The organism is Nonomuraea sp. PA05, assembly GCF_008086045.1.
GTDB classification, from domain to species: Bacteria; Actinomycetota; Actinomycetes; order Streptosporangiales; family Streptosporangiaceae; genus Nonomuraea; species Nonomuraea monospora.
Genome location: NZ_VSEY01000050.1, coordinates 68,279 through 87,771, shown reverse-complemented (window position 1 = coordinate 87,771; position 19,493 = coordinate 68,279). Strand labels below are relative to the sequence as shown.

The following is a 19,493-nucleotide window of genomic DNA, read 5'->3' as shown; positions in this document are numbered from 1 at the left end:
TCGCCGCGCATCGGGCCGACCTCTGGGGTGCCGCTTACCTGATCAATGGCGGCTGTTCCGATGACGGCTTCGAATACTTTCGTTGCTGGCTGGTAGGTCAAGGCCGTGAGGTCTACGAGGCTGCGCTTGACGATCCGGATTCCCTGGCGGAGTACGGGCCGGTCCGAGGATGCGTACTCGACGGGTCCGATGAATGTGAGTGCGAGCCCTTCATGTACGCCCCTGAGCGGGCCCATATGCGGGTCACGGGACATGAACTGCCCGAGGGAACCGGCGCCCATCCGGAACTTGGCGGGATGTGGGACTTCGACGATGTCGGGGAGATGAGCCGCCGGTATCCGCGCTTGTCGGCGTTGCTCGATGAGGCTGATGCGCTCGCTTGAGTGTGCGGGTGGGCGAGGTGGTCAGGGAATTGGACAGCGGTACCAATGGCGCGGATCTCCGTCCTCGTACAGCCACAAGGTCTCGTCTCTGCCGATCTTCCCCTGGGCCCAGCCGGTCGGTTGCCGGCCGTCCGGTAGCAGCAGGTTCACGCGGCTCGACTCGGTGACGGCGCCGCTCTGTCGGCGGCCCCCGCGGATCTCCCAGCGGAACCCGCTTCCGTCCGGTGCTGATCGAGGAAGGCGACCTCCAGGCCTGAGACGGTCAGGCCGCTGCAGCGGGTGATGGGGTTCGGGGTGATGCTGCGGACGCCGTGATCATCGATCTCGACCAGCGGGAAGTCGGTGTAAGGGCAGGCGTGGACCACGTCGCGTCCGACGTTCAGCGCGTAGCAGTCGCCCCAGAAGACGTCCGGGGTGTGGGAGGACGCCATCCAGGGCTTACCGCCGTTGCTGTTCCAGCGCGCCAGGCCGAGGGCGAAGCCGTAGGAGCGGGTGCCGTCCGGGTCGGAGAACCAGTAGTTCGACTGGTCGCAGTAGCTGATCCAGATGGCGCCCCGGACGTCCGTCATGAGTTGCTCGATGCCGTCGCCGGCGTAGAAGGCTGATCGGATGTGGCCGTCCGCGGAGATCACCTGGACGTTCTGGGTGAGGTGTAGTTCGTCCGCCGGGATGGGCTGCTGGTAGCGCTCGATGTCGATGTCCACCGGTTCACAGCGGGGATTCGCCAGCACGACGCCGTCGCCGAGGGTGTCGATGAGCGTGACCCACTGGTTGAGGTCTGTCAGTGGGATCTCGTGGGTTTCCGGCCCGTCGCAGATGACGGCGGTCGCGTCGTAGCGCGGGGGTGGCTGAAGGGCCGAGAAGTGCGGGATGGGGGTGAAGCCCTGGGTGGGGTCGGCGACCAGGGCGACGAGCCGGCCGTGGTGGTCGATGGTGGAGGCCAGGACCTCAAGCCGGGCGTAGCGGTCGGGGAGCGTCGCGTGCGGTGCGAGCCGGTGGTCAGCGGCCATGGGCCTTTCTCGTTGTCATCTTTCGATGATCGCAGGCACTCCGGCTAAGATCACGTCCTCCGGCGGGAGGAGGTCGGGTGGCGGCGACTCGGATGCTCACGTTCGCCATGTGGCGAGACCACGGTCATTGCTTGGGCGTCGAAGAGCTGCTCACCGCTCTGGGGCCGCTGATCGAGGGTTACGAGTGGCGGTTGTCGATCGACTGGCTGATCGGCGAGATCGAGGGGTCTGGGGGTGGGTGGCTGCCGACGGATGAGGTTGTCCGGTTGTTCGCGGCTCGGCCACAGCTTGTGGACGGGGAAGTGGAGGGGCGCAGGGGTGGTTGCGCGCCGTCCGATGTTCAACTGCGGGCTTCTGACAGCACTTCGTGGGACGTTCGGACGGCGCGGGCGGACGTTGCGGCGAGGATCGGGGAGCTCTTTCCTGATGCGGTTGAGCTGACGACATGGTGAATGCATGCGGCCCAGGCAAGGGTCAGTTGTCGAGGGTCTGGTAGAGGGTGGTCCAGCAGTTGTGGATGGTGCGTGCCTGCAGCAGAACGACATCCTGATCGCCGCGTCGCAGCGGGTGGCCGAGGTTCTGGGGCGCGCTTCGGTGTGGCCGGCGAGTTCCTGCTCCCGGCGAACGCGCCCCTCCAGCAGGTCAGGGAGCAGTGGCAGCAGGGGCGCCGCCAGGACGTCTAGGTCGTGGTGAGTGCCGATTCGATGCCGGGGACGCGTTCGTGCAGCCAGTCGCCGCCGCACTCGTACTCCCAGATGAGGGCGAGCAGGAGGTAGAGCAGCCGGTGGTTGGCGAGGTGGGTGGGGGTGTCGGCGGGGATGCCGTCGGGGAAGTACGCGTCGAGCATCGCCTGTGGGTGGCCGAGGTCCATTCTGGCCAGGTCCAGCCAGGGAGAGGCCGCGCCGCAGTCGGCCCAGTCGATGATCCCGGTGATGCGGGATCCGGACGACAGGACGTGGCGGGGGTGGAGGTCGCCGTGGACGAACACGCAAGGGTGATCCCAGCGGGTGGCGTCCAGGAGGAGGTCCAGGCAACGGGTGTGGAGGGGCGGGGGCAGGACGTCGGTGATGAGGGCGAGCCGTTCCGCCAGGCGCGCGACCTGGTCGGCCCAGCTTCCTTCGCCGGTCCTGGGCGCTTCCTTGTAGAAGGCCGCGTTCTGCACGGGGAGGGAGTGCACGGCGCGGAGCAGCCGTCCTACCTCGGATGCTGCCTCGGGGGCGATCGGTTCGCCTGGGACGAATCGTGTCAGCAGGTACGGAATCTCTGCGTCCGGAGCTCCGGCGAGGACCTCGGGGACCGGGATGCCTCTCTGTGACATGGTTCGCAGGGCCCACAGCTCCACCTCGACCTCGCGTGCGGCGGCGGCCTTGAAGACGGCGCGTGCACCGGACTCGAGGGTGACGGCGGCCACCGTGTTGGCCGCGAACCCGGACAGGGGCTCATATCCCATCACACGTTGGGACAGCAGGTGCTGGATCACCTCACTGTCGATGGTGTGCTCCTTTCTCGCGAAGCCGGATGATCAATGGCGATTGTAGGATCACGGGCCTATGAGCCGAATGCCGACGTTGTCCGCCACCGAGATCCGTTCAGACCGTCTTCTGCTTCGCACGGCGTTGCGAGACACCGACCGTGAGGGATTCGTCGAGCTCTCCACCGACCCCGAAGTCCAGGCCTACATAGGCGGCCCCAGCCCGAGGAGCGAGGCAGAGCAGCGTTTCGACGTGGCGTTGGCCGCCGACCAGGCGCCCAGGCGCGGCAACTTCGTCATCGCGGACCTCGCGACGGACCGATTCCTCGGGACGTTGATGCTCGCGGGCCGGGCGGCCGACCGTCCAGGACATGTCGCCGAGGACGGGGAGGAGCTGGAGCTGGGGTATGTGTTGCGGCGCGGCGCGTGGGGGGCGGGTTACGCGTGCGAGGCAGCGGCGGCGGTGTTGCGGGTGGCGGCCGGGGAGCTGCCTGATCAGCCGGTCGTGCTGGTGACGCAGAGTGCGAACGAGCGGTCCATGAGGCTTGCTGCTCGTCTTGGGTTCCGTCCTGTGAGGACGTTCGAGGAGTATGGCGCCGAGCAGACGCTCTGTACTGCGCCCCTGAGCGTGTTCCGCGGGTGACGAAAGTCGGCGCGGTGTAGAGGTATCGGGTGGGTACGGTGCAAAGGCTCGTACGGGCGGGAATCGGCTTCTACCGTCGCACGGTATGCAGACAGTGGATGTGCTGGTCGTGGGGGCGGGGCTGGCCGGGCTGCGTACCGCCCGCCTGCTCGCGGAGCGTGACCTGAGGGTGCTGGTCGTCGATCGTCGCAAGTCGTTGTCGGTGGGGATGAGGACGACGGGGATCTTCGTGCGGCGTACGCTCGACGACTTCGACCTGCCGGAACACCTGCTCGGGCCCGGCATCCGGGACGTCTTGCTGTATCCGCCGTCGCGGCGGTCGCCGGTTCGGCTCACCAGTGAGCGGGACGAGTTCCGGGTGGCGGACATGGGCGGGGTGTACGAGCACACGCGCCGCGCGGCGGAATCGGCCGGGGCGCAGGTGTTGATGGGGCGGCGGTATGCCGGGGTGTCGGTGGGGCCCCGGTCGCGTGGCGGGGTGGCGGCGCGGTTCGTGGGCGGGGAGCCGGTGCTGGCGCATTTCGTGGATGCGGAGCCGGTGGAGGCGCGGTTCGTCGTCGGTGCGGACGGTGCCCGGTCCCGGGTGGCCCGTGATCTCGGTCTCGACGTCAACAGGCGGTTTCTGATCGGTGCCGAGGTCGTGCATCCGATCGTGGCGGGGGCGGACGCTCCGGCGTTCCACTGCGTGCTGGATCCGCGGATCGCGCCGGGTTACCTGGGGTGGGTGGTCGATGACGGGCACGAGGCGCATGTGGGGGTGGCGGGGTACGCGGGTGCGATGCGTGGGGGTGTGCGCCGGGCGCTGGACGCGTTCGTCGCGGACGCGCCCGGATATCCGGCTCCGGCCGCCGGGCCGGTCGAGCGGCGGGGCGGGCCCATCCCGGTGGGCGGGGTGTTGCGGCGGCTGGCCTGTCCGGGCGGGCTGCTCGTCGGGGACGCGGCCGGGGCGGTGTCGCCGTTGACGGCCGGTGGGCTGGATCCCTGCCTGCGGATGGCCGAGCTGGCGGCGGCGGTCGCGGCCACCTACCTGCGTACTGGTGATCAGCGGGTGCTGGGGCGGTATGACGGGGGTGCGTTGCGGAGCAGGTTCCGGGGGAGGTTGTTGTCGCGGCGGGTGTTCGGGGGGCTTCGGTCGCCTGGTGCTGTGGAGGCCGCGTTCGGGGTGCTGCGCGGTCGTGCGGGGCGGGCGGCGGCGGCGCGGGTGCTGTTCGGGGACGGGTCCTTTCCCGATGTACGTGCGCGGCTCGCGGACCCGGAGCTTCGAAAGGGTCTCATCCAGGGCTGATCGTCGCGGCCAGGGTGGCGCCGAGTTCCCAGCAGGCGGCGAGGTCGTCCTTGGCGGGTGCGCCCGTCACCGTCACCGGCTGGTGGACCCGCTCCCAGCCGATGCCCGCGGCGATCGACTCCACCGCGCGGACGGCCCCCGTCGGGTCGTTGTTGCCGTGCACGTACAGCGCGTACGGCAGGCGCTGCGTCTCCTCCAGGCACGGGTAGTAGACGGTGTCGAAGAAGTGCTTGAGCGCACCGCTCATGTACCCGATGTTGACCGGAGTGCCGAGGACGAGGCCGTCGCACTCGAAGACGTCGGTCGCGGTGGCGTGCAGGGCGGGGCGGGTGGTGACCTCGACGCCCTCGATCTCGTCGGTGGTGGCGCCCTGCCGTACGGACTCGAACAGCTCGCGCAGCGCTGGTGAGGTGGTGTGGTGGACGATCAGCAGGCGGCGGGCGGGGCGCGACACAGTGCGATCCTCTCACGCCCCCGCGACCGGGCGGCGGCGACACCGGTGGGTGCCCCGCCGCCCCGGGGTCAGCCGTTCGTGGTGCGGACGGCCAGGGTGCGGAGGGCGGCGGAGCCGGGGCGGGAACCGACACCCCAGACCGTGGTGGGGCCGGTCGCGGCGGCGTCGGAGAGGTCGCCGGCCGGAACGCCGCTTTCGGCGACCCAGGCGGTGCCGGTCCAGCGGGCGATGCCGGCGCCGACCGCGTACACGCTGGTCGCCGACAGCGCGACCACCCCCTCGAAGCCCATGTGGCCGTTCGGGGCGCCGGGCATGGCGGAGCGCTGCCACGTCTGACCGTTCCAGTGCAGCGCGATCGGCACGAACCTGAGGTCGGTCCGGCTGAACGCCCGGCCGACGATCCACACGTCACTGGCCGACCGCGCGAACACGTCCTGCAGCACCGGCAGGCTGAACGCGCTGTCGGAGACCGCGCCGGGCACGTTCACCTGCGACCACGCGGAGCCGTTCCAGTGCAGCACCAGCCCGGCGACGGTGCCGCCGCCGTAGCCGTCGTCGCCGTAGTTGCCGATCGCCCAGACGTCGCCGGCCGAGGCGCCGTCCACGTCGGTGAGAAGGTTGCGGATCGGGTCAGGGCTGGGGCTCGGCACGGTGGACCAGCTCGTGCCGTTCCAGCGCTGGATCAGGGTGCGGGTGCCGGGTGCGGACGAGGCGGTGTACGAGCCGACCGCCCACGCGTCCGAGCCGGAGAAGGTCTTCACGCCGGAGAGCGACGCGCGTAGCGCGCCCGGTGGGGTGGGAGTGGGGACGGCGCTCCACGAGCTGCCGTTCCAGCGCTCGGCCAGCGGGCCCGTGTCGGTGGAGCCGACCGCCCAGACGTTGCCGGACGCGCTGCCGTCCACGCCGCTGAGCCTGCCGCCGGTGGTGGCCGTGGGGGTGATCGACCAGGCGGTGCCGTTCCAGCGGGCGGCGAGTGGCCGGTCGAACGGCTGGTTCGGGGCGTGGTCGGCGCGGCCGACGGCCCAGGCGTCGGTGGCGGTCAGTGCGTCCACGCCGGTGAAGGAGTTGTGGCCGTTCGAGGCGTTGGGGGTGGGGGTCGCCGCCCAGGTCGCGGCGGCTGCGGGGGCGGGCGGGAGGAGAGCGAGGAGCAGGACGGTGAGGAGGGCCGGTGGTAAGGGGGATGGCCGGGGGCGGGGAACGGGCTTCATGGCGGGCTCCTGAGGGAGGCGGTGGTGCCGGAGGGCGGGCCGCCCCGATGGTGCGCCTCCCGCGAGAACCGGTGCAAGGGCCACTAAGAACGTCTCACGTCCACCGGTGCCGAGGCCGCGCGCGCGTGAATCAGAATCGACGGGAGGCGACGACTCACTCGGGAGAAGCCGACGATGATCACGGTGATCGAGTACGACCCCGCATGGCCAGACCGGTTCGAGGAACTGCGCAGGGAGTACGCCGCGGCGCTGGCCGCCGCCGGTGTACCGGTGATCGCCATCGAGCACGTGGGCAGCACGTCGGTCCCCGGGCTGGCCGCCAAGCCCATCATCGACTGCGACATCGTGGTGACCGGGCGGGAGGTGCAGGCCGCCGCGAACGTGCTGGTCGGCCTGGGCTTCGCGCCGCTGGGGGAGCTGGGGGTCCCGCAGCGGTGGGCGTTCGAGGAGCCCGCGCGACTGCCCAGGACCAACACGTACGTCGTCGTCGACGGCTCACTGTCGCTGAAGAACCATCGCGCGGTCAGGGACACCCTGCGCGCGGATCCGGAGTTACGCGACCGGTACGCCGCGGTGAAGAGGCGGGTCGCCGAGACGGCCGATGATCCCGTCGCCTACGGGCGCGGGAAGGAGGCGGTGGTGCAGGCGATCCTCGCGGCGGCCGGTCTGTCGGAGGCCGAACGGGCGTCGATCGCCGGCAATCCGGTGCTGGCCAAGGCGCCGGTCATCCAGCGAGACCGTACGTCATGAGAGAAGGGTCAGCGGTAGCCGGTGGTGTCCGCGGGCTTGCCCGCGTCCTGCACCTCCACCAGGTACCGCCAGCTGTCCGGCTGTGACCCGTCCACGTCCGTGAACCCGTACTCGCGGGCCAGCCGCCCGCCCGACACCGACTGCCCGCTCCACCGCATGACGTCCGGGTCGGCGGCGAGCGCGGCGACGGCGCGCCCGACGTAGCGGGGCGTCTCGGAGATCGCGAAGTGCGGCTCGCGCGCGGTGGCGTCCCGCCAGTTGTCCTCGCGGACCCCGTAGTGGTCCAGCATCAGCTCCGACCGCAGCCAGCCGGGCGTCAGGGCCACCGCCGCGCACCCGTACGCCCGCAGCTCCTCGGCCTGCGCGAAGCCGAGCCTGATCACGGCGCTCTTGGCGTGGTCGTAGAAGAACGAGACGCGGTAGTTGTCGTCGTTGTACTCCTTGGTGCCGTCGGTCATCTCCACGACGAGGCCGCCCGGCCGTTTGATCAGCAGGGGCAGCGCGTAGTGGCTGGTGATGATGTGGGTGTCGATGGCGAGCCGGAGCAGGCGCAGCCCGGCGTCGAGGTCGTGCTCCCACAGCGGCTTGTCCCACTGGGCCAGCAGCTCGCCGCCCCAGATGTCGTTGACCAGCACGTCCAGGCGGCCGTGGTCGCGGGAGATCCGGTCGACGAGGGCCCGCACCTGCTCGCGTTCCAGGTGATCGACCTGGACGGGGATGCCCACGCCGCCCGCCGCCGTCACCAGCTCGGCCGTCTCCTCGATGGTCTCGGGACGGTTGTACTCGGACGGGCTGCCGTGGGTGGTGCGGCCGGTCACGTACACGGTGGCGCCGGCGGCGCCCAGCTCGACGGCGATGCCGCGTCCCGCGCCCCGCGTGCCCCCGGCCACCAGGGCGACCTTGTCCTTCAAGTTGCTCATGCGTGCAGACGCTAGGGTGAAAAGCCGATAGGGCGTGTCATGTTTTCCGGAAGAAGGGGCCGAAAGTACTGCCGCCGCCCCTGCTTACGGCTCATCCGAGCCCCCGGGCCCGCGTCCAAGGATGGGCGCATGAAATCCCGCATCGCCGCTCTCGACGTCCTGCGCGGTTTCGCGCTCTGCGGCATCCTGGTGGCCAACGTCAGGCCGATCGCGAACGTCGACGCGAAGGTCCTGAACCTCGCGGTAGGCGAGGCCTGGCCGGGCTACCTCGTGGACCAGCGCTTCTTCCCGATCTTCTCCCTGCTCTTCGGCGTCGGCTTCTCGCTCATGTTCCAGACCTCCGCCCCCCGCCTGGTGCTGCTGCGCCGCCTCCTGGCCCTGCTGGCCATCGGCCTGCTGCACATGATGCTCCTCTGGCGCGGCGACATCCTGACCATCTACGCCGTCGTCGGCCTGGCGGTGCTGCTGCCGTCCACGTGGCTGCCGCGCTGGGCGGTGGCGGTGCTCGCGGGCGTGCTGCTGGTGACGCCGCTGGCGTTCGGCAGCAACGGCGTGGTGCTGGTGCCCGCACTGTTCCTGCTGGGCTCGCTGCTGACCAGGTACGGCGTCACGGAGCGGCTGGAGCGGATCACGTGGTGGCCGTGGACGCTGGCGTTCGCGGCGCTGGCGGTGCCGGCGGCGTGGGCGCAGAGCAACGACGTGTTCAGCGCGTTCGCCGTCGCCGGGCTGCTCACGGCGGGCGCGTACGTGTGCGGCATGCTGGCCCTGCTCGGGACGCCGCTCCGCGCGGCCCTTGAGAAGGTGTTCGCGCCCCTGGGCAGGATGGCGCTGACGAACTACCTGAGCGCCACCGTGCTGGTGCTGTTGATCGGCGCGCTGCTCGGCGGCGCCCCCGGCACGTGGTCCGAGGGGACGGTGCTGCTGATCGCCGCGGGCATCCTCGTCGCGCAGCGCGTGTTCTCCGGCCTGTGGCTGCGGCGTTTCCGCTACGGGCCGGTCGAGTGGCTCTGGCGCTGGGCCACCTGGCTGCGGCGCCCGGCGATCACTTACAGCTCGCCCAGCTCGCCGAGGGGTTTGGTCCAGTAGTCGCGGTCGAAGGGCCTGCCCTCCGCGATGGCGTCGGTGTCGGAGATGGCGCGGTGGGGGTTGGCGGCGATGTGCACGATGTCGTTGAAGGTTCTGAACGCCTTGTCGTCGCCGGGTCGCATCGCACACGTGTGGATGCGGTCGTACCAGTACTTCTGCTCCTCCTCGATGCGGGGCAGGAGCTCGGCGCGGGTGAGGGTTCTGGCCTCCGCTATCGTCAGCCGCTCGAAGCTCGGCATGAGGTCATTGTGTCGCCCGCCGCCGGTGAGGTGAAGAGCGGTGGGCCAGAACCCGCGCGAGGCTCAGCCCCGTACGGCGCACAGCAGGCGGTTGTTGCCCCGCTGCCAGAGCGTGCCGATCTCGGCGAAGCCCGCCTCGCGCAGCGCGGTGACGTGGTGCGAGAGCAGGTGCGACTCGGAGCCGCGGTGGGCCGGGCCGGCCGTGGTGCGGGCGGCGTTGAGCTCGGCGAGGGCGGGGTCGGCCTCGATCGCGTCCCACCAGGTGCGCCAGTCCTCCGGCGGGTTCTGGCCGAAGACCCGCTCGCTCTCCAGCCGGTGCACCTCGTGCTCCAGCCGCGACAGCGCGGGAGTGGTGTCCTCGGTGTCCATGTGGTCGCCGTTGAGCAGCAGCCCGCCGGGCCGCAGCACGGTGGCCAGTTCGGCGTAGACGTCCTTCAGCTCGGGCTCGGAGATCCAGTGCAGCGCCGTCGTGCTGACCGCGGCGTCGACGGGCCGGCCGTCCAGGCCGAGCAGGCCGGTCCATCCGCTCGTCCGCAGGTCGGCCGAGACGAACGTGAGCCGCGGGTAGGCCGCGCGCCCCAGCCCGAGCAGCAGCGGGTCGGCGTCCACCGAGATCACCGTCGCCTCGGGGAGCCGTTCGAGCAGCCGCGCCGACAACGATCCGGGGCCGCAACCGAGGTCCACCACCACGGGGTCGGGCCGCCCCAGCGCCTGCACCGCGTCGATCAGCGCCGTGAACCTGGCCTCCCTGTCGGGCAGGTAACCCTCCTGCTGGCGGTCCCAGCGCGCGATCCACTCCGTCGCGGCATCGTGGGTGAGCATGAAACGCCTCCTGTAACTGTCATCTAAGATTTGGACAGTCACAACGTAGAACATGAAGGTGTAACTGGTCAATTGGACTACAACAGTCACACGGACATCGTGATCAGAGTGGCGGTGTCGCTCGTCAACGAGCTGACCCCCGGAGAGCGGCGCGGGCGGCCCTACGCCGTGCCGGCGGACACCGCCGCCGCGGCGGACGCCGGCCTGCGTGCCGTCTACACCTCCCACCGCCAGGTCACCGAGGCGGAGGGCGCCGAGCTGGCGCAGGTCGCCGCCCGGCTGCGCACGGTTTTCGCCGGGGTCGCGGCCGGCGACATCGACAGCGCGGCCACGGAGGTCAACGCGCTGCTGGAGGAGACGCACGCCAGGCCGATGCTCGAACGGCACGACGGCGAGCCCTGGCACCTGCACTTCCACGGCCGCGGCGGCACCATGGCCGGCGACTGGGCGGCGAGCTGCGCCACGGGCCTGGCGATCGTGCTGGGCAGCGAGTTCCACGACCGGCTGGGGGTGTGCACGGCGCCGCACTGCGACCGCGTCTACGTGGACGTCTCGCGCAACGGCACCCGCCGCTTCTGCTCCACGGCCTGCCAGAACCGCGTGAAGACCGCCGCCTTCAGGGCCAGGACGAGGTCAGAGTGACAGCACGCGGACGGGGGCGCCGTCGATGAAGGCGTCGATGTCCTCGACGGCCTCGCGGTAGTAGGTGCCGTAGTTCAGCTCGGTCACGTAGCCGAGGTGCGGCGTGGCCAGCACGTTCGGCAACGTGCGGAACTCGTGCCCCTCGGGCAGCGGCTCCAGGTCGAACACGTCCAGCCCGGCCCCCGCGATCCGCCCCGCGCGCAGCGCGGCGGCCAGCGCGTCCTGGTCGACGACGGCTGCCCGCGCCGTGTTGATCAGGTAGGCCGTGGGCTTCATCAGCCCCAGCTCCCGCTTGCCGACGAGCCCTCGCGTCCGGTCGCCGAGCACGACGTGCACGGAGACGACGTCGGAGGCGGTCAGCAGCGCGTCGAGGTCGGGGGCCCGGCGAGCGCCGCAGCCGGCGGCCCGCTCCTCGGTGAGGTTCGCGCTCCACGCCACGACGTCCATGCCGAACGCCCGCCCGACCGCCGCCACCCCCGAGCCGATCTTGCCAAGGCCGATCAGCCCGAGCGTGCGGCCGTGCAGGTCGGCGCCGATCGTCTGCTGCCACGGCCCGCCCGCGTGCATGGCCGCGGCCTCGGGCACCAGGTGGCGGGTCAGGCCGAGGATGAGCGCCCAGGTCAGCTCGACCGGCGGGGTGCTGGTGCTGCCCGTGCCGCAGACGGTGACGCCGTGCTCGCGCGCCGCCGCCAGGTCGATGGAGGCGTTGCGCATGCCGGTGGTGACGAGCAGGCGCAACCTGGGCAGCCGGTCGAACAGCTCGGCGGGGAACGGCGTGCGCTCGCGCATGGCGACCACGATCTCGTGGTCGCGGATCGCGGCCACGAGGTCGTCCTGGCGGCCGAAGTGCTCGCGGAAGCTCTCCGCCCGCACCCTGGACCAGTCGGCCAGACCGAGGGCCACGTCCTGATAGTCGTCCAGCACGGCGCAGCGCAGCATGACTCCGGATCTTACGCCCGGGCCCGGCGGCAGCCGGAAAGGTGCCTTACCCGAGGGAGGTTTTCCCCTTACCCCCGCGAACCGCTCGTGCCGCGCAACCGTGGCGAAGGGTGTCCTGAAGTCCGATGGGAGAGGAATTCATCCCATGCGCAGACAGCTGGCAGCAGCCACCCTCGCCACCGCTGCCACCCTCACCACCCTGGTCGCGCTGCCGGCCTCGGCCGACGCGGCCTCCAGCGCGCAGCGCGTCAGGATGACCGGCGGGCAGGAGGTCCCGGGGCCGGGTGACCGCAACGGCTTCGGCACGTTCGCGTACGAGGTGAGCCGCGGGCGGTTGTGCTACGTCATCACCGCTCGCAAGATCAGGCCGGCCACCATGGCCCACATCCACCGTGGCAGGAAGGGGGTGGCCGGCCCGGTCGTCGTCACGCTCAAGGCTCCGGCCAAGGGCTTCGCACGCGACTGCGTCAAGGCCGTCCGGCACCAGAACGCCAAGAACGCGGCGACCACGCTCACGTTCAGGGAGCTGCGCGCCATCGCCAAGTGGCCGCACCGCTACTACGTCAACGTGCACAACAAGAAGTTCCCGGCCGGCGCCATCAGGGGCCAGCTCGGGTAAGGCCAACCCCCTGCTCCAGCTCCCCGGTGTGCCCCGGGGAGCTGGAGCCCGTTCAGTCGGCGGCCAGCCGCTCCGCCTCTTCGTGCAGCGCCTGGATCAGGAGCAGCTCCAGGCGGAGCTGTTCGAGATCGGGCGCGACGCCGTCCAGGACGTGCATGATCGGGCCTCCCTAAGTGTTTAGGACGCCCCATATGCCACAGAGGTTCACAGCGCATCAGGATTCGCTCCTGAAACGCTCCCACGCGGACTGCCGCGTCATACCGAGGGCGGCGCCGATGCGCTCCCAGCTCACGTCCCGGGAGCGAACGTGAGCCACCCAGTCGCGTAGGTTGTCATCCACCTGTGCCTGTACGGCGGCGATTTTCGGGAGATGTTCGAGTATTTGCTCCACGGACATGGATTCCCATGCGGGAAGCCTTGGTTCTGTCGAGGCGGCAAGCCGCTCCTGTTCCAGGATTTCGCTGCACAGGCCCACACATTCGTCACAAATGTGCACACCAGGCCCGGCAATGAGTTTGTTCACGTCTGTGCTCTTCTTATGACAGAAGGAGCAGTGGAGGTTCTCTTTCCAGTCAGGCATGGCCTGACGGTAGCGCTGTCAGGCGACTCCTGACAAGCCTGCCAGGCGGTCCCGGTCCATCTGCGCTCGCAGAATCTCCTGCCGCTCCTCGTTGATCCTGCGGGAGAGCAACAAGTACGCGCTGAGCACCTGCCCGTACCTCTCGCGCGCCTGTTCGAGCTGGTCGCGCAGCATGTACGCGCGCTCCATGTCACCGTGTTGCTCGGCCTCGGCCAGCAGTGCGCGCGCCTCGTCCACGATCTCTTCGGCCCGCGCTCTCGTGCGGCGCAGCACTGCGGAGCATTCGTGCAGCTCCGTCAGGCGCGCCGAGGAGACGATGAACTCAGCAGTGTGCACGGCCGAGCCGTCGGCCGTCCCGCTGCGGAGATCCGATCCCATTTCCCGCCACCTCCCGGTCAAGGTTGCCTAACTGTAGACGCGCGACTCTCGCGCCAGGATCACTGGCGACCTCCGGTGGTGGCGTAATGAACCCGGCGGGGAAAAAACAGCTCCCGGGGAGTAAATCCTCATCCCTGAATACCGTTCGGTCCCTCTTTAATGAGCTGATTGGCGGAGATCTCGCTGGTTATCAGCAGAATGCCGAGAATCGCCGTTGTTCGCAAAGCGGCGAGAACGAAGACATCGGATCCGCCCCCACGGACACCCGCGTCCATCACATACTGAGACGGGACGACGACGCGACGTGACTGTGGAGTGGTGGCGATGCAGGGGCCAGGGCCCGATGACGGCGCGTTCGACGTGAGCGTCGTCATTCCCGTTCACAACTGCCGGGCCTTCCTCGACCGGTGCCTCACCTCGGCGCTCGTCCAGCGGGTGAAGAAGGAGATCGTCGTCGTGGACGACGGCTCCACCGACGGCAGCGGCGAGCTGCTCGACCTGTACGCCGCCTACCACCCGGGCACCGTCAAGGTCGTGCACATCGAGGCCAGCGGCGGCGCGGGCCGGCCACGCAACGTGGGCATCGAGCACGCCACCGGCCGGTACGTCTTCTTCTGCGACGCCGACGACCACCTCGGCCCCGAGGCGCTCGAACGCATGGTCGCCGTCGCCGACCGCAACGACACCGACATCGTGCTCGGCAAGGTCGTGGGCCACGGCAGGCGGGCGCCCGTGTCGATGTTCGCGCGCAGCGCCGACCGGGTGGAGCTGGGCGACAGCGGCGTCTACAACAGCCTGAGCTGCTTCAAGCTGTTCAGGCGCGACCTGCTCGTCCGGCACCGCATCAGGTTCGGCGAGGGCATGCTGGTCGGCGAGGACATCCTGTTCACCGTGCACGCCTACTGCCACGCCAGGGCGATGTCGGTGGTGGCCGACTACGACTGCTACCACCTCGTCTCCCGGCCCGACGGCAGCAGCATCATGCAGCAGCCGGACAGCCGGGACCCGCTGGCCTGGCTGGCCATGATCAAGGAGCCCATCCGGCTCATGGCCAGGCACGTCGAGCCGGGCCCGCTGCGCGACCACCTGCTGCGCAGGCACTTCAGGCTCGACGTGTTCACCCAGCTCGGAGCCCCGTTCCTGGACAGCGACGACGTGCGGCGCAAGGACATCGCGCGGGAGGTCGCCGCGCTGTGCGAGGAGTGGTACACGCCCGGCGTGCACGAGCGGCTCAACACCATCGACCGGCAGCGAGCCGGCGCGCTGGACGACCTCGACCGCCTCGTGCGCCTGGCCCGCATCGAGAGCGCCACCGTGCGGCGCAGGCTGACCGGGCTGCGCTGGGAGGGCGATCACCTGGTGGTGACGGGCGCCGCCCGGCTGGACGGGATCACCAGGGACGACGCCCTGGCCGTGGTGCTGCGGGCCAGGAACGACCCGGCCAGGGAGCTGGTCGTGCCGGCCGAGCGCACGGGCGGCGAGTTCGTCGCCAGGGTGGACGTCGGCACGCTCGGCTCCGGCATCTGGGACCTGCGGGTCGCCGTCGAGATCGAGGGCGTGATCAGGCTCGGCAGACTCGGCGCCGACCGCGACAGCGGTATCGCCAGGCCGCGGCCCCGGCTGTTCGGCGGCGTCGTGGCCATGCCCTACTTCACCAGGGACAACGGGAACCTGAGCATCGACATGGGCGGCCACGTGGTGTCGGTGCCCGGCACGGTGCGGCTGATCAGGATGCGCTGGGCGCTCGGCCATCGGCTGCTGATGGACGGCGAGGTCACCGTGGCCGGCACCACTCCGGCGGCCTCGGCGGTCAAGCGGATCGTGTGGCGGGAGCGGCGCAGCGGGTGCGAGCGCGCCGACCGCGTGACGGCGCTGCCCGGCGGCGGGTTCGCGGCCAGGCCCGCGCTGGGCAGGCTGACGCCCGGCACCTGGGACGCCTACCTGGAGCTGGATCTCGGCGGGCCGCCCGCCAGGTTCAGGATCGAGACCGATACGGTGGCCGGGCCGCGCCGCTGGTGGGGAACGTCGCTGCTCAGGAGCGTGCGGCCGTACGCGACCTCGGGGAAGGGGCGGCTCAGCGCGGTGGTGCGGCGGCTGAGCGCGGAGAGTCTGGTGAAGAGAATGTTGGGATAATTGCCATCTATGTGCAGGTGCAAGACGATGTCCTAAAGTAGGACCGTTTGTTTGTCCGCTTTTCTTGGAGATCGTCCTCTTCCTGGAGGCAGCCGTGCACGTTCCCGATGGCTTCTTCAACGCAGTGACGTCCATCTCGGCCGGGGTCGTGGCGGCCGCGGGCGTCGCTGTCTGCCTGCGAGGGGCGCGGCGCGAGCTCGACGACCGCACCGCGCCCATGGCCGGGCTGGTGGCGGCGTTCATCTTCGCCGTGCAGATGCTCAACTTCCCCGTCGCCGCCGGCACCAGCGGCCACCTGCTGGGCGGCGCGCTGGCCGCGATACTCGTCGGGCCGTACACAGGGGTGTTGTGTATGGCCGTGGTCCTGCTGGTGCAGGGCGTGTTCTTCGCCGACGGCGGGCTGACGGCACTCGGCGTCAACGTCACGATCATGGGCATCGTCACGGTGCTCGTCGGCTGGGGCGTCTTCCGGCTGGTCACCACGGTGGCCAGGGGCAAGGTCGTGGTGGCGGCGTTCCTGGCCGCGCTGATCTCGGTGCCGGCCGCCGCGCTGGTCTTCACCCTGCTGTTCTGGATCGGCGGCACCGCCCCGATCTCCGTGGGCGCGGTCGCCGCCGCGATGGGCGGCGTGCACGTGCTGATCGGCATAGGCGAGGCGCTGATCACCGCGGCGACCGTCGGCGCGGTCCTGGCCGTCCGCCCCGACCTCGTGTACGGCGCCCGCGGCCTGGCCAAGCCGCTGGAACTGCGCGGCGCCGGCGGCACCACCACGACCGTCACCGAGAAGGAGCTGGTCACCGCCCGCAGCCCGCTCAAGCCCTTCCTGCTCGGCGGCGTCGGCGTGACCCTCGTGCTGGCCGGGATCGTCTCCTTCTTCGCCTCCTCCTCGCCCGACGGGCTGGAGGCCGTGGCCGAGAACAAGGGCTTCATCGACCAGGCGGCCGACCACCTGTTCGGCGAGTGGGCGCTGGCGGACTACGGTGAGGTGGGCGGGATCCCCGTCGGCGTGGCCGGGATCATCGGCGTCGGTCTGGTGCTGCTCATCGCCGGCGCCGTGGCCTTCGCCGCGCGCGGCCGTGACAAGACCAGGGTGTGATCTGTGAGCGCTGGGCACCACCATCAGCTCTACCTGCCGGGCGACTCGGCCGTGCATCGGCTGCCGCCGCAGTGCAAGCTGCTGACGGTCTTCGCCTTCGCGCTCGTGGTGGTGGCCACGCCGCGCGAGCGCTTCTGGGCGTTCGCCGCGTACGCCGTCCTGCTGGGCGGCGTGGCGGTGGCGGCCAGGGTGCCGCTGACGTACGTGCTGCGGCGGATGGTGATCGAGGTGCCGTTCGTGCTGTTCGCGTTCCTCATCCCGATCGTCGGGCTGGGGGAGCGCACCGAGGTGCTGGGGCTCTCGCTGAGCGTGCCCGGCCTCTGGGCGGCCTGGAACATCCTGGCCAAGGCCTCGCTCGGCGTGGTCGCCTCCATCCTGCTGGCGGCCACCACGCAGCCGCGCGCCATCCTGCTGGGGGCGCAGCGGCTGCGGCTGCCGAGCCTGCTGGTGCAGATCGCCATGTTCATGCTCAGGTACATGGACGTGATCGTGGACGAGATGCGCAGGATGCGGGTGGCCAGGGAGTCGCGCGGGTTCGAGGCGCGCAACCTCCGGCAGGTGCCGGTGATCGCACGGTCGGCGGGGGCGCTGTTCATCCGCTCGTACGAGCGGGGCGAACGCGTGCACCTGGCCATGCTCAGCCGCGGCTACTCCGGCCAGCTCCCCGTCGTCCAGGACCTGCGGGCCTCCGCGGCCCACTGGGGGACCGCCCTCGCCCTGCCCGCCGCCGCCCTCGCCATCTGGGGACTAACGTGGTGAACTCTCTCGAAGTCCGGCAGCTCGCCTACGCCTACCCTGACGGCACGCAGGCGCTGTTCGGCGTGGACCTGACGATCGCCCGCGGCGAGCGCGTGGCGCTGCTCGGCCCGAACGGCGCCGGCAAGACCACGCTCGTGATGCATCTCAACGGCATCCTGACCGCCGGGCACGGAAGCGTCACCGTGGCCGGCACGCCCGTCGCCAAGGACACGCTCAAGGAGGTCAGGCAGCGGGTCGGCCTGGTCTTCCAGGACCCGGACGACCAGCTCTTCATGCCCACGGTCCACGACGACGTGGCGTTCGGCCCCGCCAACGCGGGCCTGCGCGGCGCGGAGCTGGACCGGGTGGTCACCGGCGCGCTGGAGCGGGTGGGCATGCTGGAGGCAGCCGACCGGCCGCCGCACCACCTGTCGTTCGGGCAGCGGCGCAGGGTGGCGGTGGCGACGGTGCTGGCCATGTCACCCGAGATCCTGGTGCTGGACGAGCCGTCCTCCAACCTGGACCCGGCCGCTCGCAGGGAGCTGGCGGAGATCCTGCGCTCCCTGGACGTGACGGTGCTCATGGTCACGCACGATCTGCCGTACGCGCTGGAGTTGTGCGAGCGCTCACTCATCCTTTCCGGCGGCGTGATCGCCGCCGACGGGCCCACGCGCGAGCTGCTCGCCGACGCCGAGTTGCTGGCCCTGCATCGCCTGGAGCTGCCGTACGGCTTCGCGATCCCTGCCGTTTGAGGCAAGCTGGCCTTCCAGGCATGGGCAATGACGGCGAGATGGGTAGAAACCCGGAGCATGGTTCTTGACGGGACGTTTGGTACGCGTTTAGGCCCGCCTTGTCCTCCTGCATCCGACTTTTCGTAGTTTGTGCATGCCCGGTATCCGGGGATGTCGAAGTACAGTGGCTCATCGAGGAGGGGCCCATGAAGCTGCGGCTTGCGCGACACGCCCTGGGCGACGCCGTGGTGGTGGCCGTCGAGGGAGAGCTTGACCTGTTCACCGCGCCGTTCCTGCGCGACGAGGTGCGTGACGCCATCAAACAGGACAGCGCCCGGCTCGTGCTCGATCTGCAGCAGTTGTCGTTCATGGACTCCAGCGGCCTGTCGGTGCTGATCGAGGCCTGGCGGCTGGCGACCGGCGAGGGCGGCGGCGTGTCCCTGGCGGCGCCGCAGGCACCGGTGGCGCGCATCCTGCGCACGACCGGGCTGGACCGGCGGATCAAGGTGTACTCCGACGTGGACACCGCCGTGGGTGAGATTTAACCGCCCCCGAGTAGAACTTCATTCGGTTTCCGGGTTAGGGTCCGGCTATGGACGTGAACGGATCCGCAGCAATCATTTCCGGCGGCGCCAGTGGCCTCGGCGAGGCCACGGCCCGCGAGCTGGCCCGACTCGGCGCCACCGTGGTCATCGCCGACCTCAACGAGGAGCGCGGCAAGGCCGTCGCCGACGAGATCGGCGGCGTCTTCGCCAAGACGGACGTCTCCGACGACCAGCAGGTGCAGGCCGCCGTGGACGCCGCCGTGGCCACCGGCAAGCCGCTGCGCGTGGTGGTCAACAGCGCCGGCATCGGCTGGGCCGAGCGCACGGTCAACCGTGAGGGCAACCCCCACAACCCGGCCTCCTACCGCAAGGTCATCGAGGTCAACCTGATCGGCACGTTCAACCTCATGCGCATCGGCGCGGCGGCCATCGCCAAGACCGAGCCGGTCGACGCCGACGGCGCGCGCGGCGTGGTGATCAACACCGCGTCCGTGGCCGCGCTGGAGGGGCAGACGGGCCAGCTCGCCTACTCGGCCTCCAAGGGCGGCATCGTGGGCATGACCGTGCCCGCCGCCCGCGACCTGGCCGCCATCGGCGTACGGGTGAACACGATCTGCCCCGGCATCATCGACACCCCCATCTACGGCTTCTCGCCCAACTCCGAGGAGTTCAAGGCCAAGCTGGTGGCGCCGGTGGTCTTCCCCAAGCGCATGGGCCGGGCCGACGAGTTCGCCCACCTGGTCAGGTCGCTCGTCGAGAACGACTACATGAACGCCGAGGTCATCCGCTTCGACGGCGGCATCCGCTTCCAGCCCAAGTAA

24 protein-coding genes are annotated in these 19,493 nt (G+C 70.3%); 14 read left to right on the top strand and 10 right to left on the bottom strand.

The window, feature by feature from the left end; all coding sequences use genetic code 11:
* Positions 1-383 (top strand): DUF4240 domain-containing protein (locus tag FXF51_RS51020; RefSeq protein WP_148442077.1); only part of this gene is annotated, 383 nt, incomplete at its 5' end.
* Between the two features lie 146 nt (positions 384-529).
* On the opposite strand, the gene FXF51_RS51015 is transcribed toward FXF51_RS51020, so the two are convergent.
* A complete protein-coding gene (locus tag FXF51_RS51015; protein WP_148442076.1) occupies positions 530-1,393 on the bottom strand; it encodes a hypothetical protein in 864 nt (287 codons plus the stop codon).
* A gap of 131 nt (positions 1,394-1,524) precedes the next feature.
* On the opposite strand from FXF51_RS51015, the gene FXF51_RS51010 reads away from it, so the two are divergent.
* A complete protein-coding gene (locus FXF51_RS51010; protein WP_148442075.1) occupies positions 1,525-1,845 on the top strand; it encodes a hypothetical protein in 321 nt (106 codons plus the stop codon).
* A 227-nt stretch (positions 1,846-2,072) separates the two neighbouring features.
* On the opposite strand, the gene FXF51_RS51005 is transcribed toward FXF51_RS51010, so the two are convergent.
* A complete protein-coding gene (locus tag FXF51_RS51005; protein ID WP_148442074.1) occupies positions 2,073-2,843 on the bottom strand; it encodes a phosphotransferase family protein in 771 nt (256 codons plus the stop codon).
* 100 nt (positions 2,844-2,943) lie between these two features.
* Between FXF51_RS51005 and FXF51_RS51000 the strand changes: the two genes are divergently transcribed.
* Positions 2,944-3,507, top strand: a complete 564-nt coding sequence (locus FXF51_RS51000) for a GNAT family N-acetyltransferase (protein WP_148442073.1) — start codon at positions 2,944-2,946, stop codon at positions 3,505-3,507.
* Positions 3,508-3,592: 85 nt separating this feature from the next.
* Positions 3,593-4,792: an NAD(P)/FAD-dependent oxidoreductase gene (locus tag FXF51_RS50995; protein WP_148442072.1), complete on the top strand. Its 1,200-nt coding sequence runs from the start codon at positions 3,593-3,595 to the stop codon at positions 4,790-4,792.
* On the opposite strand, the gene FXF51_RS50990 is transcribed toward FXF51_RS50995, so the two are convergent.
* Together FXF51_RS50990 and FXF51_RS50985 are read right to left on the bottom strand one after the other, a co-directional pair.
* Entirely contained in the window at positions 4,779-5,246 is a 468-nt protein-coding gene (locus FXF51_RS50990) for a flavodoxin family protein (RefSeq protein WP_148442071.1), read from the bottom strand. The two genes, FXF51_RS50995 and FXF51_RS50990, sit on opposite strands and share 14 nt — an antisense overlap.
* Positions 5,247-5,314: 68 nt before the next feature.
* Positions 5,315-6,454 (bottom strand): hypothetical protein, encoded by a 1,140-nt coding sequence (locus tag FXF51_RS50985; RefSeq protein ID WP_148442070.1) that lies wholly within the window; start codon positions 6,452-6,454, stop codon positions 5,315-5,317.
* A 174-nt stretch (positions 6,455-6,628) separates the two neighbouring features.
* On the opposite strand from FXF51_RS50985, the gene FXF51_RS50980 reads away from it, so the two are divergent.
* A complete protein-coding gene (locus FXF51_RS50980) occupies positions 6,629-7,204 on the top strand; it encodes a GrpB family protein (RefSeq protein WP_148442069.1) in 576 nt (191 codons plus the stop codon).
* 8 nt (positions 7,205-7,212) lie between these two features.
* On the opposite strand, the gene FXF51_RS50975 is transcribed toward FXF51_RS50980, so the two are convergent.
* Positions 7,213-8,124: an SDR family oxidoreductase gene (locus tag FXF51_RS50975; protein WP_148442068.1), complete on the bottom strand. Its 912-nt coding sequence runs from the start codon at positions 8,122-8,124 to the stop codon at positions 7,213-7,215.
* Positions 8,125-8,253: 129 nt separating this feature from the next.
* On the opposite strand from FXF51_RS50975, the gene FXF51_RS50970 reads away from it, so the two are divergent.
* Positions 8,254-9,210 (top strand): DUF418 domain-containing protein, encoded by a 957-nt coding sequence (locus FXF51_RS50970; RefSeq protein ID WP_148442067.1) that lies wholly within the window; start codon positions 8,254-8,256, stop codon positions 9,208-9,210.
* Here the strand turns inward: FXF51_RS50970 and FXF51_RS50965 are convergent.
* Both FXF51_RS50965 and FXF51_RS50960 read right to left on the bottom strand, forming a co-directional pair.
* Positions 9,171-9,449, bottom strand: coding sequence for a hypothetical protein (locus FXF51_RS50965; RefSeq protein ID WP_148442066.1), 279 nt, complete (start codon positions 9,447-9,449; stop codon positions 9,171-9,173). The genes FXF51_RS50970 and FXF51_RS50965 overlap by 40 nt on opposite strands.
* Before the next feature lie 63 nt (positions 9,450-9,512).
* Positions 9,513-10,271, bottom strand: a complete 759-nt coding sequence (locus FXF51_RS50960) for a class I SAM-dependent methyltransferase (protein WP_148442065.1) — start codon at positions 10,269-10,271, stop codon at positions 9,513-9,515.
* A gap of 72 nt (positions 10,272-10,343) precedes the next feature.
* On the opposite strand from FXF51_RS50960, the gene FXF51_RS50955 reads away from it, so the two are divergent.
* Complete coding sequence (locus tag FXF51_RS50955) at positions 10,344-10,913, top strand: CGNR zinc finger domain-containing protein (RefSeq protein WP_148442064.1); 570 nt, start codon at positions 10,344-10,346, stop codon at positions 10,911-10,913.
* Here FXF51_RS50955 and FXF51_RS50950 read toward each other — a convergent pair.
* Positions 10,905-11,852: a D-2-hydroxyacid dehydrogenase family protein gene (locus FXF51_RS50950; protein WP_148442063.1), complete on the bottom strand. Its 948-nt coding sequence runs from the start codon at positions 11,850-11,852 to the stop codon at positions 10,905-10,907. The genes FXF51_RS50955 and FXF51_RS50950 overlap by 9 nt on opposite strands.
* Before the next feature lie 145 nt (positions 11,853-11,997).
* Here FXF51_RS50950 and FXF51_RS50945 point away from each other — a divergent pair, with 145 nt between their 5' ends.
* Entirely contained in the window at positions 11,998-12,471 is a 474-nt protein-coding gene (locus FXF51_RS50945; protein ID WP_187415022.1) for a CHRD domain-containing protein, read from the top strand.
* Positions 12,472-12,685: 214 nt separating this feature from the next.
* Here the strand turns inward: FXF51_RS50945 and FXF51_RS63985 are convergent, their stop codons facing one another.
* Positions 12,686-13,051 (bottom strand): ClpX C4-type zinc finger protein, encoded by a 366-nt coding sequence (locus FXF51_RS63985; protein WP_148442061.1) that lies wholly within the window; start codon positions 13,049-13,051, stop codon positions 12,686-12,688.
* An 18-nt stretch (positions 13,052-13,069) separates the two neighbouring features.
* On the bottom strand, positions 13,070-13,429 hold the full coding sequence (locus FXF51_RS50935; protein WP_148442060.1) for a hypothetical protein: 360 nt from the start codon (positions 13,427-13,429) through the stop codon (positions 13,070-13,072).
* 324 nt (positions 13,430-13,753) lie between these two features.
* Here FXF51_RS50935 and FXF51_RS50930 point away from each other — a divergent pair, with 324 nt between their 5' ends.
* The 6 genes from FXF51_RS50930 (at position 13,754) to FXF51_RS50905 (ending at position 19,493) form a co-directional block, all read left to right on the top strand.
* On the top strand, positions 13,754-15,562 hold the full coding sequence (locus FXF51_RS50930) for a glycosyltransferase family 2 protein (RefSeq protein WP_148442059.1): 1,809 nt from the start codon (positions 13,754-13,756) through the stop codon (positions 15,560-15,562).
* A gap of 94 nt (positions 15,563-15,656) precedes the next feature.
* Complete coding sequence (locus tag FXF51_RS50925; protein WP_148442058.1) at positions 15,657-16,658, top strand: energy-coupling factor ABC transporter permease; 1,002 nt, start codon at positions 15,657-15,659, stop codon at positions 16,656-16,658.
* Between the two features lie 3 nt (positions 16,659-16,661).
* Positions 16,662-17,417, top strand: coding sequence for a cobalt ECF transporter T component CbiQ (gene cbiQ / locus FXF51_RS50920; protein ID WP_148442057.1), 756 nt, complete (start codon positions 16,662-16,664; stop codon positions 17,415-17,417).
* Positions 17,411-18,148 carry an energy-coupling factor ABC transporter ATP-binding protein gene (locus tag FXF51_RS50915; RefSeq protein WP_411268437.1) on the top strand — a complete coding sequence of 246 codons (738 nt, stop codon included), beginning with the start codon at positions 17,411-17,413 and terminating at the stop codon, positions 18,146-18,148. The genes cbiQ and FXF51_RS50915 overlap by 7 nt, the downstream gene beginning before the upstream one ends.
* Positions 18,149-18,333: 185 nt before the next feature.
* Positions 18,334-18,672: an STAS domain-containing protein gene (locus FXF51_RS50910; RefSeq protein ID WP_148442055.1), complete on the top strand. Its 339-nt coding sequence runs from the start codon at positions 18,334-18,336 to the stop codon at positions 18,670-18,672.
* Positions 18,673-18,719: 47 nt separating this feature from the next.
* Complete coding sequence (locus tag FXF51_RS50905; RefSeq protein WP_148442054.1) at positions 18,720-19,493, top strand: SDR family NAD(P)-dependent oxidoreductase; 774 nt, start codon at positions 18,720-18,722, stop codon at positions 19,491-19,493.